A 13,776-nucleotide genomic window follows, 5' to 3' on the forward strand; every position below is an offset into this window, starting at 1 on the left:
TTCTATTACCGATAATGCCCCATAAGGAGATTATACGATGAATAAAAAAATAGTATCGTTTTGCGTAATTGCTACTTTAACAGTTTCCTTGTTTGGATGTTCTCCTAATAAAACAGAGCAAGTAAAAGAGAAAAAAGAAGAGAAACCGGTTGAGTTTTATTTAGTAAGGCATGGGAAAACAATGCTAAACACGACTGATAGAGTACAGGGGTGGGCAGACGCTCCCCTTACTAAAGATGGAGTTGAAGTAGCAGAGAACCTTGGGAAAGGTTTGAAAGGAATTAAGTTTAAAAAGGCATATAGTAGCGATAGTGGACGTGCAATTGAAACCGCGAAAATCGTATTAGATCAAAGTGGAAATAAAGATTTGAATATCAGTCAAAGAAAGAATTTGCGGGAAGCATGTTTCGGTGAGTTTGAAGGGGAGTTAAATCATAATTTTCGGGAAAAACTTGCACAAGCAAATAATATGACTCATGAAGAATTTATGAATAATTTCGACATCGATATTATGCTGAAAACGGCAGCAAAGATTGATAAGAGCAAACAAGCTGAAGACACAGAAACAGTTACTAAGAGAATGAAAAATGAAGTTGATCAAATTGCAAAAGAAGTAGAAAGAAATGGCGGCGGTCAAGTTCTTGTCGTATCACATGGTACATCATTAATGGGACTGTTGTATTCAATATCTCCTGAATCGTTAAATGAAGTGGAAGAAGGATTAGGAAATGCAAGTGTTTCGAAAGTTGTGTATAAAGACGGGAAATATAAAGTTCAATCTGTAAATGATATGAGCTATGTAGAAAAAGGTAAAAAATAGATTAATTAAAAGTCAGAAATATTGGAGGTAATTATGAAATTGTTAGAAGGGACAAAAAACGGACTAGAACGAATCATCACTCCACTAACAAATTATCTCGGAAATAGTAAAGTAGTAAATGCTATTACATCAGGGATGATGATGACAATTCCTGTTACGATCGGCGTTACATTATTTGCTATTTTAGGTAATCTACCATTTAAAGGGTGGAAAGAGTTTTTAATTCAAATTGGTTTATATACGCATATGCAAGATATGATTAGTGCGACATTAAGTTTGCTAGCGGTTTATATGGTTGTCATTATTGCTTACTCTTATGTGAAAGAGGAAGGCATGAATGGAATGACGGCCGCTGTTATAGCGCTAGGTAGTTTCTTATGCTTAATGCCAATGTCGATTAAGGTTGGAGAAGAACAAATTCCAGCTATTTTAAATCAGTATTTAGGTAGTGATGGAATATTCGTTGCCATGTTTGTCGGTGTTTTTACTGGTAAATTGTACTGTGCATTAAAAAGAAAAAATATTGGAGTAAAATTACCGGAATCGGTACCACCTATGGTAGCTGATGCGATTAATCCCGTATTTATTTCAATTATCATTTTCACGATTATATTCTTTATTAGAGTAATATTTGGCTTTACGCCATATGAAAATATTTTTAACTTTGTGAGTCAAGTAATTTCGTTACCTGTAAAAGTCATCGGATCGTCTGTATGGTCAGTCATTGCTATCTTTACATTCATGAATATATGTTGGTTCTTCGGTTTACACCCAGCACCAATTATAAATGTATGGTATAGTGCGACAGCTCCATTATTTACAGCAGCAATTACAGCCTTTGCTTCAGGAACACCTTTTGCAGAAATTCCTTATTTAGGATTTAGTTTAATGCATTTTGCAGTTGCCATTGGTGGTACAGGAAATACGTTAGGTTTAGCTATAAATCTATTATTTGCGAAATCAGAGCAATATAAATCACTTGGGAAAATCGGTATCATTCCAAATATCTTTAATATAAATGAGCCGATTGTATTTGGATTACCGCTTGTCCTGAATCCAATTTACTTTATTCCATTAATAGCATCTTCAATAGTTGGCGGGTTAATCTGTGTTGTATTCCTTAAAATTACAGGGATTTTATCTAACTTTAACCCACTTATCGAATTACCATGGGTAACACCAGCGCCATTCGCAGCTTATATTTCTGGTGGTTGGTTACTATTTATCATGACTGTTTTAATCATTATCTCTCAAATTCTATTATATTATCCGTTCTTTAAAATGGGAGATAAGAAAGCATATGAAGCAGAACAACAAGCAGTAACACAGCAATAATCATGTATCCTGCAGTAGCCCAATTGGTGGGGGCGAGTAATCAGTGGGGATGAACAAAACTCCACTGATTGTTTTTTCGAATTATAAAAATAAAACAATGTTAGGAGAATTGTTATGGAACAAAATGAATTAGTAGTATTTCAAATTATATCAGCAGTAGGTAGCGCACGATCTTCCTATATTGAAGCGATCCAAGAAGCAAAAATGGGTAACTTTGAACAAGCAAGACAATTAATGAATGAAGGTAGTGAAACGTTTATTGAAGGCCATAGAGCACATGCTGGATTGATTAGTAAAGAAGCAGCTGGTGAGAAAGTAGAAGTAAGCTTATTGTTAGCACATGCAGAAGATCAATTAATGAGTGCAGAAGGATTTAAAATCATTGCAGAAGAGCTTATTAGTGTTTATGAAACATTTTTAGTGAAACAAAACTAATAGAACCAAACTATCACAATACTATTTTTGAAAGGGAAAGGTAAAATATGCTCAATATTACATTTAAAAAAGACTTTTTATGGGGCGCTTCCACAAGCGCCTATCAAGTAGAAGGTGCTTATAATGAAGATGGAAAAGGCCTTTCTGTTCAAGATGTAAAGGTTATTCCTGAAGGTACGTCAGATTTCAAAGTTTGTAGTGATCATTACCATCATTTTAAAGAAGATGTAAAGCTTTTTTCTGAATTAGGACTGAAAGTATATCGCTTCTCTATAGCTTGGACTCGAATTCTTCCAAATGGAACTGGAGAAGTGAATGAAAAAGGCATTGCGTTTTATAGTGATCTTATTGATGAATTGCTGAAGCATGATATCGTGCCACTAGTAACGATGTATCATTTTGATTTACCGTATGAATTAGAGAAAAAGGGTGGCTGGAGTAACCGTTCTACCATCGATGCTTTTGTTAAGTATTGTGAAATTCTATTTGATCGATTTGGAGATAGAGTAAAAAATTGGTTAACAATTAATGAGCAGAATATGATGATTTTACACGGTGGGGCTATTGGTACATCTGTATTATCTCAAAAAGAGTTATATCAGCAAAATCACCACATGCTGTTAGCGGAGGCAAAGGTAACAAACTTATGTCATGAGATGATACGGGATGCGAAAATCGGTCCAGCACCAAATATTAGTTATGTGTATCCAAAAACGTGCAATCCGAATGATATAATAGCAGCGCAAAATTGTAATGCAATTCGTAATTGGTTATACCTTGATATGGCTGTATATGGACGATATAACAATATCGCTTGGAATTTCCTGACAAGTAAAAACATCGAACCAGAAATTTTAGAAGGAGATATGGAGATTCTATCTAGTTCTAAACCAGACTATATTGCTTTTAACTATTATTCTTCTATTACTGTTAGTGAGTACGATGAGAATTTTGTAATTGATGAGGCTGGTGATCAACAAATTGAGGTAGGTGAAGAAGGATTCTTTATGGGTGACGATAATGAATTTCTAGAATTAACCGATTTTGGTTGGGAGATTGATCCAATTGGCTTCCGAGTTACATTAAGAGAAGTAAATGATCGTTATCACTTACCAATTATCATTACAGAGAATGGAATAGGTGCTTACGATAAAGTAGATGAAGATGGGTCTGTGCAAGATCATTACCGAATTGATTATTTGAAAAAGCATATTGAACAGATGGAATTGGCAATTGCAGATGGAGTAGATGTAATTGGTTACTGCCCTTGGGCGGCAATTGATTTAATTTCTACGCATCAAGGTTTCAGAAAAAGATATGGTTTTATTTATATAAATCGTGATGAAGACGATTTAAAAGATTTAAGAAGAATAAAGAAACAAAGCTTTTATTGGTATAAAGAAGTTATTTCATCAAATGGAAAAGAACGATAACATATAGTTTCGAATTTCACATCATAGAGTGCGTGCCTCAAGAAAAAATTATTTACTTTGAGGTGCGCGCTTTTTATATGTAAAATAACTATACCTTTCGCGTGATAAGGTATAAAGCTGTTTGAATTAGAATGAATACCCTCAAAATGTACGAAATAAATATATGTATTTCCTACACTATGTACATACAAAAACTTTTTGGATATAGATATAATTTATTTACAGAATATTTAAAAATCAATTCGAGGGGGTAAAAGAATGTCAATTCAAACAATTGGTATTGTCGGTGCAGGATCTATGGGTTCTGGCATTGCAAATTTAGCTGCATTACACGGATTTACAGTTATTTTACATGATATTGAAGAACGTTATTTAGATCATGCAATACAACGTATGAATGGTTTTATGACAAAAAGTGTTACGAGAGGCAAGATGACGGAAGAAGATAAAGAAAAGGCACTTAGCCGAATTAGGCTCACTACAACTTTAGAAGATATGAAAGATGCAGATGTCATCATTGAAGCAGTGTTAGAAAATTTAGATTTGAAAAGGGAAGTATTTGCTACACTAGATCGCATCGTTCCGGAAGGAGTTATATTGGCGACAAATACTTCATCTATGTCAATAACTGAAATTGCGGCAGCTACGAATCGTCCAGAGCGTGTGGCAGGTATGCATTTCTTTAACCCTGCACAACTTATGAAACTTGTAGAAGTTGTTCGAGGCTATAAAACGAGTGATGAAACAGTGGAAAAATTGAAAGCGTTATCCAAAAAACTTTCGAAAGAACCAGTTGAAGTAAAGAAAGATTCACCAGGTTTTATTGTAAATAGAATAATGATTCCGCAGTTCATTGAAGCAATTAAATTGCTTGAAGATGGGGTTGCATCTGCAGAAGATATTGACAAGGCAGTTACACTTGGCCTCAATTATCCGATGGGGCCGTTTACACTACAAGATTTTGCAGGTGTAGACATTGGCTATCATGTGATGGAGTACTTCAAAGAAGAATTAAACAATGATCAATATGCGCCACCACTTCTTTTAAAGCAGCTAGTTAGAGCAGGTAGACATGGTAAAAAAACAGGCGCAGGTTTTTATGATTATGAATAAAGAATGGGGGATAAAGTTATGAATTACGAGTTTTTAATTTGTGAAATTGAAAATAGAGTTGCGATTGTTACGATTAATCGACCACCTGTAAATCCGCTAAATACACAAGTGTTTCATGAACTTTCCAGTCTATTTAATGAACTAGAAGCAAATGAAGACGTACGAGTAATCGTTCTTACAGGAAGCGGAAAGAAAGCGTTTGTCGCAGGCGCTGATATTAATGAAATGGTAGCACTTGACCTTGTCGGTGTAAACAAAATGAATAAAACTTCACGAACGGTATTTAGCAAAATTGAAAATATGTCAAAACCAGTTATTGCTGCGATTAATGGATTAGCTCTTGGCGGTGGTTTTGAACTCGCACTCGCATGCGATTTACGCATTTGTTCGGATCAAGCAAAATTCGCCTTTCCAGAAGTAGGGTTAGGAATTATTCCTGGAGGCGGAGGTACGCAGCGTCTTCAAAAGATTGTCGGTCAAGGAATAGCGAAAGAATTACTCTACTTCGGAGACATGTTTGATGCGAAGCGTGCGTTCGATTTACATATTATCAACAAAATAGTACCGGCAGAAGAGTTATTTGAAGAAGCCAAGGAATGGGCATATAAATTGGCAAAAAAACCTCCAGTAGCACTTCAAATGTTAAAAACTGCGGTAAATGTAGGGAGTAATGCTGACCTTGAAACAGGCTTAATCATTGAAAGCACCTGTTTTGGGAATGCTTTCGCAACAGAGGATCGTAAGGAAGGATTACAAGCATTTGTTGAAAAAAGAAAACCAGTTTATTTAGGGAAATAATGAGGTGAAAAGGATATGAAAGAAATTGTTTTATTAGAGGGAGCAAGGACTCCGTTCGCTGAAATTTCGGGGTCTTTCCGAGGCTTGAATGCAACAGATTTAGGAGCTATTGCTGCTAAGGAAGCAATACGAAAAGCTTCTATATCTGCTGAAGATATTAATCAAGTTGTATTTGGTAACGTTCAACAATCTAGCAAAGATGCCCATTTATTGGCAAGGCATGTTGGTCTTAAAGCTGGAGCACCTATTCATGTCCCAGCTCTGACAATCAATCGACTTTGCGGAACTGGTGTTGAATCTATTTTAACGGCCGCTCGCTATATTCTTAGCGGGGAAGCGGAAGTTGCACTTGCCGGAGGAACGGAGAACATGAGCCAAGTACCACATGTAATACCTGGCATGAGATGGGGAAGTCCACTTGGCGGTCCGGTAATAGAAGATTGGTTATGGGATGGTCTGTATGATACGTATGGTAAATGTACGATGGGCGAAACGGCTGAAAACTTAGCTGCAAAATATAACTTAACGAGAGAAGAAGTAGATCGGCATGCACTGTCGAGTCATGAACGAGCTCTTTTAGCAAGAGAAAAAGGGTATTTCAAAGAAGAGATTGTTCCAGTAACAGTGAAAGGAAGAAAAGGAGCACAAGTGATTGAAGAGGATGAGCATATCCGTCATACGAGTCTAGAAAAACTTGCAAAGTTAAAACCTCGTTTTGTGGAAAATGGCGTCGTAACTCCTGGTAGTGCAAGTGGCATGGTGGACGGTGCAGCGGCCGTTGTCTTGGCATCAAGTAATTTTGCAAATGATAGAGGATTAAAACCGATTGCTAAGCTCATTTCTTGGGCTGTTGTAGGAGTAGAACCGAAGTATATGGGAATCGGTCCAGTTCCAGCAATTCAAAGTGCATTAGAAAAAGCAAGTTTAACTTTAACAGACTTAGATTTGATTGAAATTAATGAAGCATTTTCTGCGCAGTACTTAGCTTGTCAAAAAGAATTAGGATTCGATCTTGAAAAAGCAAATGTAAACGGTGGGGCAATTGCAATAGGTCATCCACTTGCTGCGAGTGGAACTAGAATTTCTCTATCATTAATTTATGAATTAAGAAGAAGAAATAATAAATATGGAGTATCCGCTGTTTGTATTGGCGGAGGTCAAGGAATTGCAGCGATTTGGGAAGCGTTGTACTAGGGAGAACAAGCCAGGGAGAGTCCTTCCTGGTTTTACCTACATCGTTTCTTAAAGTGAAAAATTCGGGCTAGTTGGTAAGACGATAGAAAGTGAGTGGGACAATGAAAAAGGATAAAAACTTATTATCGGTGTATGAGCTGTTAGAAACGGTTACTTCATCTTACTGTGAAAAAGAAGCAATATATGATTTAACGAGACGAACTACATACAAACAATTGAAACATGAAGTAGATTGTTTGGCTACGGCATTTAAGAGACTAGGAGTAGGTAAAGCAGACCGTATCGCCGTATCTCTACCAAACTGGTCCGAAACAGTAGTTATATATTTTGCAGCTGCGAAATTAGGAGCGATAATCGTTCCATTTAACCCAAAATATAAATCATATGAAATTGAGTATATATTGGAAAGTTCAGCTCCAAAGCTATTAATAGCTTCAGGGGAATTTGAAAAGAATTTTGGATTTGAAAAAGTCGTTAATAAAGTACAAAAGGTTATTACAGTACGATTTTCGCAAGAGAATTACTGTTTATATGAGGAGTTAATTCTTACAGGAAAAATGGATATTGAACCAGTTCATATAAATGTGAACGATGATTTGTTTTGTATTTTATATACGTCAGGTACGACGGGAACTCCAAAAGGTGTAATGGTTACACATCGTGCCGTTGTACAATCTGCACGAACGATAGGAACAGAGCTGCTTTGTACACAAAAGGATGTATTCATTATTTCAGCACCACTATTTCATATTTTCGGTATGGCAATTAATATGCTTTGCGCAGTAGCAATGGGAGGACGGATCATATTACAAGAAAAATTCCACCCACGCGAAACTTTACAATTAATTGAACAAGAAAAGGTAACCATTCAAAAAGGTGTACCAACTATGTTTATAAAGGAACTAGAGTTAGAGGACTTTGATAAATATGATTTATCTTCATTACGTGCCGGGTTAGTTGGTGCAGCACCTATATCAGTAAAAACAGTGACGGAGATTCGAGAACGGATGGGCATTAACCTTTGCCAATCATTTGGGATAACTGAAACGGTTTCGATTACGATGACCTCGTATGATGATACAAAGCAGAATATAACAGAAACTCTCGGGAAGGCAATTCCAGGAGTAACATTAAAAATTGTAGATGAAAATAGAGTAGCGCTCCCGCCTGGGGAAGTGGGAGAAATCGCAGTTAAGGGATTTGGAGTAATGAAAGGTTATTATAATATGCCTGAACAGACAAAGCAGGTTTTAGATAATGAAGATTGGTATTATTCAGGAGATTTAGGCACACTTGATTCTCAAGGATATTTAAGGTTCGTAGGACGAAAGAAAGAGATGATTATAAGGGGTGGACTTAACGTTTATCCTCAGGAAATTGAAGCAGTTATTATGAAACATCCAAAAGTAATCGAAGCAGCTGTTATAGGACTTCCAGATAAAGTGCTAGGGGAAGTTGCTTGTGCAGTCATACGATTAAAGAACGGGGTAGTAAGTACGGAAGAAGAAATAAAACTCTATCTTAAAGAGAGAATGGCAATTTATAAACTACCAGAGAAAGTAATCTTTACAGAGGAATTTCCTGTCACAGCAAGTGGGAAAATTCAAAAATTGAAATTGAAAGAACAAGTATCTTCCAATATTAGTCCGACAATTTAATAGATAGGGGTGAAGAAATAATGGAAGAGTATACTTTTCAAGTGAGATGGGGAGATACAGATGCGGCAGGCATTGTGTATTATCCTAATTTTTATAAATGGATGGATGAAGCCACTCATGAATATTTTAAAAAAATTGGCTTTCCTTCAGTTGAACTTTACGAAGAACAACAAATTGGTTTGCCATTACTAGAAGCAAAATGTCAATTTAAGTCACCTCTTCGTTTTGAAGATCAAGTAGTTGTGAAAAGTACTGTAAAAGAATTGCATAATAAAGTTTTTACAATCCAGCATGTTTTTGTAAAAGGGGAACAGGTTGTGGCAGAAGGTTATGAAACTCGTGCATGGACTTCTTTTAAAGAAAAAGTGAAAGCGCAGCCAATACCTGGATATATTCGGAAGAAGATGATGCCAGAGATAAAAACTGTAGAAAGTTAAGAAGTACGAGTAAGAATACCGTAACGAGAAATTGTTAATAAGGGGGAGATAGTGATGGGAAAAGAAAAAAAGTATGATGCTATTGTTGTTGGTGCGGGACCAGTCGGGCTTGTAGCAGGACTTGCATTACAAAAGAAGGGGATATCAACTTTAGTAATTGAGGCAGATTCATTCGGAAGACCACGCCCGGGAAGTAGAGCAATCTATTTGCATAGTGCTTCGTTAAAACTACTGGAAGAGACTTCAGAAGGTCTCGGTTTCGCGCTTGCACATAACGGAATAATTTGGCCTGTAAAACGAACATTTTATAAAGGGAAAGAAGTATATGTAAGAGATTACGGTAAGGATGAAAACCTTAAGTTTAACCGATTACCTCATTTCACAGCTCTTCATCAAGATGAAATTGAAAAACATATGTATGAGGCGTGTATAAAAGAAGGTGTTGAATTCCTTTGGGATGCCCCGGTCAAGAAGTTACACATTACAGATTCTGGAGTAGAACTAACAATCACAAATGACGAAATATTAAAAGCGCAGTATGTAATTGGATGTGATGGAGCACGTTCCATCGTAAGAGAGCAAGCTGGATTACAGTTTGAAGGTCCACGTACAGCAGATACTTTTATCGTCGTAGATGCAAAAGAAGATGAAACAGATCCACTTCCTTTAGAAAGAATATTCCATTATCAGCATCCAGCTATGGAAGGAAGAAATGTAATGTTTGTTCCGTTTAAAGGCGGGTGGCGTATCGATTTACAACTGCTTGAATCAGATAATCCAGATGATTATACAAATATTGAAAGTGTAAAGACATGGTTGCCGAAAGTCATGGATGCTAAATATGCGGAGAGAATTACGTGGGTGTCTTCTTATCGTTTCCATCAAGTAGTGGCAAATTCGTTTACTGACGAAAAACGTCGTGTTCTTCTAGCTGGAGAAGCAGCACACTTATTTGCCCCATTCGGAGCACGTGGATTAAATTCTGGTATTCCAGATGCTGTTCTTGCTGCAAGAGGAATTGAGAAAGCACTACATTCTCATTCTGAAGAAGAGCGAGTAGAAGCAATTGAAGCAGCTGCAAAAGAACGCCGAATTGCAGCGCAGTGGAACCGCGATGCATCAACTACAGCACTTCATCATCTTCAAGGGAGTTCTCCTGAAATGAAATTAAAACGAGATATTGCTGCTTCATTAGTATCTATCGTGCCAAGGCTAGGCAGATGGCTTGATGAGGGACCGTACGGACCAAAATTCGGACCTCCTGAACTGACGACAAAATATTAAAATGATAAAAAATTGGATAAGTAATGTGAAAGGAGCGATAAGAAATGGCTTTGTCTCAATTCATAAATGAAGAAAAGTATGGTTCTCATGTGCGTTCTGCAAATGGAATGATTGAGCGGTTCATGACGATGAACTGGTATAGCGACATTGGAAAGCAAAATGTAGAGGCTGAGAAAAAATTAGATCAATTTATGCGTGCTCTACACATTAGTGAATATGAAATGAAATGGATTTCAAGAAACCAATTAAGTGAGACAATTGAACGAATTTCATTTGAGGATAATGATTTATGGGGGACGCTAGCAGAAGTACCGGATCAGTTGAAAGAAAAAATTATAAGTGTAGGTAACGAAAAACTTCTTATAGATGTTGTAGATAAAGTACCAGAAGCAGTTTTTCATGGTGTTTATAAAAAAGCGTTCAAACATTTCGGAGAGGAAAAATGTTTGAAATTTCTAGTTGGGCATGCGATGTACATAAGTACTGTTGCATGTGCTGCTGAATTAGCTGAAGAAAAAAATGTGTTTCTACCAATAGTAGAGTTAATAGAATTGGGACATATACCACTTGGACCAGAGCGAAATACTTTTTATCTTTTGTAATAACAAGTGAGTCGAGACAGTTAAACGCTATCATCGTTTTCGATTATTTGAGACGGTAGAACTTTCAATCATATAGAGGAAAGGGAGATTACTATGAAACTTGTTACTTTTACACATAATGGAGAAACGAGAGTTGCAGCTTTAGAAAACGGGAATTTGATTGATTTGCATGCTGCTTATAAAGCAAAACTGACAAGTGAGGGAAACCTTCGGGCCACTCAAATTGCAGAGGCGTATATACCAAAAGATATGAATGGATTCTTACAAGGTGGTACGGAAAGTATGAATCTAGCAAAAGAGGCAATCGATTATGCACTTATGAAAAATCATAAAGAAAAATTGGTATTTGAAGAAGGTGAAGTGAAAATTGAGGCCCCGGTACCTTCGCCAGGAAAAATTATATGTGTAGGTCACAATTATCGTGAACATATTTTGGAAATGAAACGAGAATTACCTGCCTTTCCGGTTATCTTTGCAAAATTTGCAAATACAGTAGTTGGTCCGCAAGATGATATTCCGTTTTATCCGATTTCGGAACAATTAGATTATGAAGCTGAATTTGCTTTTGTAATTGGAAAGCGTGCCCGAAATGTTTCGGAAGGAGATGCCCTCCAATATGTAGCTGGTTACACAATTGTAAATGATATTACTTATCGTGATATTCAGCGCCGTACAATTCAATGGCTCCAAGGGAAGACAGTTGAAGGTAGTGCCCCAATGGGACCGTGGTTACTTACTTCAGATGAATTAAAGAACCCATCTGGTTTGGAAATCATATTAACGGTAAATGGAGAGAAACGTCAACAGTCTAATACAGCTAACTTAGTATTCTCGGTACAATATCTCGTTTCGTTTTTATCCGGTCTAATGACACTAGAGCCAGGGGACGTCATTTTAACAGGTACGCCAGGTGGTGTAGGAGTTGCACGTAATCCGCAAGTATTTCTTAAAGATGGAGATATCGTTCGAATCGAAGTTGATGGAGTAGGTGTATTAGAAAATAAAGTGAGACAAAAGTTAGAGGTGCCAGTGCTATGACGAAAAACTTACAAGCCCATGCGGCCGAGTCTATTTATGAATCAATCAATAAGATAAAAATGATTGTTAAGACTTTACCAGAGGAAATCATTTATTGGAAACCTTCAGAAGATGAATGGTCAATTATGCAGATCATTACACATGTAGCGGAAGCTATACCGTATTGGGCAAAAGAAATTAGCAATATTAAAATAAATCGCGAAAACTTATGGGGCCGTGGTTTAACGGATGAAGTACGCCTACAAGCAGTTTCAGAAGAGAATATTCATAATCAGTCTATAGAAGAAGTCATTCAGCAGCTGTCTTCTATACCGCTCACGATAGAAAATGTATTGACCACATTAACAGACGAAGAGTTACATATTCAGGCTCCGAGTCGTAATCCTCGTTTTAACAATAAGTCGATTGATTTTATTGTGAATCACCTTATCGTAGAACATACAGAAAAGCATTATAAACAAATCGAACGGAATTTATGTAAGTTTAATGAACGATAAAGGAGGCAAATAAAATGGCGGAAAAAAATGCTTTTTTTGAAAGTACACTCGTACAAGATTTCAATCGTGATATAGAACAATATCATCTCGGACCACTTTGGAATGCGATCCCTGATTTAATGAAACATACACCAGAACCACATGCACAAGCATACCTTTGGAAATCTGAATTGCTCCAAAAAAAGTTAACGGAAGCAACGCAAATATTTACACCAGACCGAGGGGGAGAACGCCGGGCCATTTACTTACAAAATCCAGGACTTAACTATAGAAAACCTTGGGGGTGGGCCTCGACTACACAAACGTTATATGCAGCGGTTCAATTGATACAACCAGGTGAAACTGCTCCATCACATCGGCACGTTCAAAATGCATTACGTTTCGTCATGGAGGGAGAAGGGGCTTACTCAATTGTGCAAGGAGAGCGTATTTTCATGGAACGGGGCGACTTCTTAACAACGCCAAATGGTCTTTGGCACGGACATGGTCATACAGGTGACAAACCGATGATTTGGATGGATTGCCTTGATATTCCGACCATTTATTATCTTGGCGGTACGTTCTTTGAGCCGTATCCAGAAAAAATTGAACAGCCAAATGTGCCGGATAATTATACTGCTCAGCGTTATGGAGGCGGAATGGTTCGACCAGTTTCTGACCGATATGCAAAGAAAGCTCCACTTAGTTCTTATAAATGGGCAGGGACGGAAGTGGCGCTTAACGGACTAAGTCGTTTTGAACCAGATGCATACGATGGTTATGCGGTTGAATATATAAATCCATCGAATGGTGAAACAGCATGTCCAACGATTGCAGCTTGGATGCAAAAATTACCGAAGGGATTCAAAGGAAAAGCGCATCGCCATACACATGCATCAATCTATCATGTGCATGAAGGATCAGGATATACGATAATTAATGGCGTTCGCTTCGACTGGTCTAAAGGAGATTTCTTTGTCGTACCAAACTGGGCGTGGCACGAACACGTTGCATTAGAAAATAGTTATGTATTTTCAACAAATGACCTTCCTATTTTAGAAAAATTCGGGTTAGAGCGGAAGCAGGAATACGAGAACAATAATGGATATCAAACGATTACTGGAGAGTTTGAACCAGCGTTACCTTAGTATGG

Annotated in this window: 14 protein-coding genes; all 14 read left to right on the plus strand. The window is 37.2% G+C overall.

Going from position 1 to position 13,776, the window contains the following annotated elements; genetic code table 11:
* Window positions 1–37 precede the first annotated feature (37 nt).
* The 14 genes from JDS82_RS06115 (at window position 38) to JDS82_RS06180 (ending at window position 13,771) form a co-directional block, all read left to right on the plus strand.
* Window positions 38–820 (plus strand): histidine phosphatase family protein, encoded by a 783-nt coding sequence (locus JDS82_RS06115; RefSeq protein WP_087984588.1) that lies wholly within the window; start codon window positions 38–40, stop codon window positions 818–820.
* A 33-nt stretch (window positions 821–853) separates the two neighbouring features.
* Window positions 854–2,155 (plus strand): PTS sugar transporter subunit IIC, encoded by a 1,302-nt coding sequence (locus tag JDS82_RS06120; RefSeq protein WP_087984589.1) that lies wholly within the window; start codon window positions 854–856, stop codon window positions 2,153–2,155.
* A gap of 114 nt (window positions 2,156–2,269) precedes the next feature.
* Complete coding sequence (locus JDS82_RS06125) at window positions 2,270–2,590, plus strand: PTS sugar transporter subunit IIA (RefSeq protein WP_000437092.1); 321 nt, start codon at window positions 2,270–2,272, stop codon at window positions 2,588–2,590.
* Between the two features lie 47 nt (window positions 2,591–2,637).
* Window positions 2,638–4,023, plus strand: coding sequence for a glycoside hydrolase family 1 protein (locus JDS82_RS06130; RefSeq protein WP_087984590.1), 1,386 nt, complete (start codon window positions 2,638–2,640; stop codon window positions 4,021–4,023).
* Window positions 4,024–4,281: 258 nt separating this feature from the next.
* Window positions 4,282–5,136 (plus strand): 3-hydroxyacyl-CoA dehydrogenase family protein, encoded by an 855-nt coding sequence (locus tag JDS82_RS06135; protein WP_087984591.1) that lies wholly within the window; start codon window positions 4,282–4,284, stop codon window positions 5,134–5,136.
* 18 nt (window positions 5,137–5,154) lie between these two features.
* On the plus strand, window positions 5,155–5,934 hold the full coding sequence (locus tag JDS82_RS06140) for an enoyl-CoA hydratase/isomerase family protein (protein WP_087984592.1): 780 nt from the start codon (window positions 5,155–5,157) through the stop codon (window positions 5,932–5,934).
* Window positions 5,935–5,949: 15 nt separating this feature from the next.
* Complete coding sequence (locus tag JDS82_RS06145) at window positions 5,950–7,128, plus strand: acetyl-CoA C-acetyltransferase (RefSeq protein ID WP_087984593.1); 1,179 nt, start codon at window positions 5,950–5,952, stop codon at window positions 7,126–7,128.
* A gap of 101 nt (window positions 7,129–7,229) precedes the next feature.
* Window positions 7,230–8,786, plus strand: a complete 1,557-nt coding sequence (locus JDS82_RS06150; protein ID WP_087984594.1) for a class I adenylate-forming enzyme family protein — start codon at window positions 7,230–7,232, stop codon at window positions 8,784–8,786.
* Between the two features lie 20 nt (window positions 8,787–8,806).
* The gene (locus JDS82_RS06155; protein ID WP_087984595.1) at window positions 8,807–9,223 is read left to right on the plus strand and encodes an acyl-CoA thioesterase; all 417 of its coding nucleotides are present in this window, start codon (window positions 8,807–8,809) and stop codon (window positions 9,221–9,223) included.
* A 54-nt stretch (window positions 9,224–9,277) separates the two neighbouring features.
* Window positions 9,278–10,507, plus strand: a complete 1,230-nt coding sequence (locus tag JDS82_RS06160; protein WP_087984596.1) for an FAD-dependent oxidoreductase — start codon at window positions 9,278–9,280, stop codon at window positions 10,505–10,507.
* A 44-nt stretch (window positions 10,508–10,551) separates the two neighbouring features.
* The gene (locus tag JDS82_RS06165; RefSeq protein WP_087984597.1) at window positions 10,552–11,109 is read left to right on the plus strand and encodes a hypothetical protein; all 558 of its coding nucleotides are present in this window, start codon (window positions 10,552–10,554) and stop codon (window positions 11,107–11,109) included.
* A 93-nt stretch (window positions 11,110–11,202) separates the two neighbouring features.
* Complete coding sequence (locus JDS82_RS06170) at window positions 11,203–12,147, plus strand: fumarylacetoacetate hydrolase family protein (protein ID WP_098057017.1); 945 nt, start codon at window positions 11,203–11,205, stop codon at window positions 12,145–12,147.
* Entirely contained in the window at window positions 12,144–12,644 is a 501-nt protein-coding gene (locus JDS82_RS06175; RefSeq protein WP_098057016.1) for a DinB family protein, read from the plus strand. Before JDS82_RS06170 ends, JDS82_RS06175 begins: the two co-directional genes overlap by 4 nt.
* A gap of 14 nt (window positions 12,645–12,658) precedes the next feature.
* On the plus strand, window positions 12,659–13,771 hold the full coding sequence (locus JDS82_RS06180) for a cupin domain-containing protein (protein WP_087984600.1): 1,113 nt from the start codon (window positions 12,659–12,661) through the stop codon (window positions 13,769–13,771).
* The last annotated feature ends 5 nt before the right edge of the window (window positions 13,772–13,776 follow it).

It is taken from the genome of Bacillus cereus group sp. N14 (genome assembly GCF_016483555.1).
Lineage (GTDB): Bacteria > Bacillota > Bacilli > Bacillales > Bacillaceae_G > Bacillus_A > Bacillus_A wiedmannii.

Bases quoted from the DNA above. Each gene is read 5' to 3' on its own strand.
- JDS82_RS06135 (WP_087984591.1), top strand. From the start codon at position 4,282: ATGTCAATTCAAACAATTGGTATTGTCGGTGCAGGATCTATGGGTTCT.
- JDS82_RS06180 (WP_087984600.1), top strand. From the start codon at position 12,659: ATGGCGGAAAAAAATGCTTTTTTTGAAAGTACACTCGTACAAGATTTC.
- JDS82_RS06150 (WP_087984594.1), top strand. From the start codon at position 7,230: ATGAAAAAGGATAAAAACTTATTATCGGTGTATGAGCTGTTAGAAACG.
- JDS82_RS06125 (WP_000437092.1), top strand. From the start codon at position 2,270: ATGGAACAAAATGAATTAGTAGTATTTCAAATTATATCAGCAGTAGGT.
- JDS82_RS06155 (WP_087984595.1), top strand. From the start codon at position 8,807: ATGGAAGAGTATACTTTTCAAGTGAGATGGGGAGATACAGATGCGGCA.
- JDS82_RS06130 (WP_087984590.1), top strand. From the start codon at position 2,638: ATGCTCAATATTACATTTAAAAAAGACTTTTTATGGGGCGCTTCCACA.
- JDS82_RS06120 (WP_087984589.1), top strand. From the start codon at position 854: ATGAAATTGTTAGAAGGGACAAAAAACGGACTAGAACGAATCATCACT.
- JDS82_RS06140 (WP_087984592.1), top strand. From the start codon at position 5,155: ATGAATTACGAGTTTTTAATTTGTGAAATTGAAAATAGAGTTGCGATT.
- JDS82_RS06115 (WP_087984588.1), top strand. From the start codon at position 38: ATGAATAAAAAAATAGTATCGTTTTGCGTAATTGCTACTTTAACAGTT.
- JDS82_RS06175 (WP_098057016.1), top strand. From the start codon at position 12,144: ATGACGAAAAACTTACAAGCCCATGCGGCCGAGTCTATTTATGAATCA.
- JDS82_RS06170 (WP_098057017.1), top strand. From the start codon at position 11,203: ATGAAACTTGTTACTTTTACACATAATGGAGAAACGAGAGTTGCAGCT.
- JDS82_RS06165 (WP_087984597.1), top strand. From the start codon at position 10,552: ATGGCTTTGTCTCAATTCATAAATGAAGAAAAGTATGGTTCTCATGTG.
- JDS82_RS06160 (WP_087984596.1), top strand. From the start codon at position 9,278: ATGGGAAAAGAAAAAAAGTATGATGCTATTGTTGTTGGTGCGGGACCA.
- JDS82_RS06145 (WP_087984593.1), top strand. From the start codon at position 5,950: ATGAAAGAAATTGTTTTATTAGAGGGAGCAAGGACTCCGTTCGCTGAA.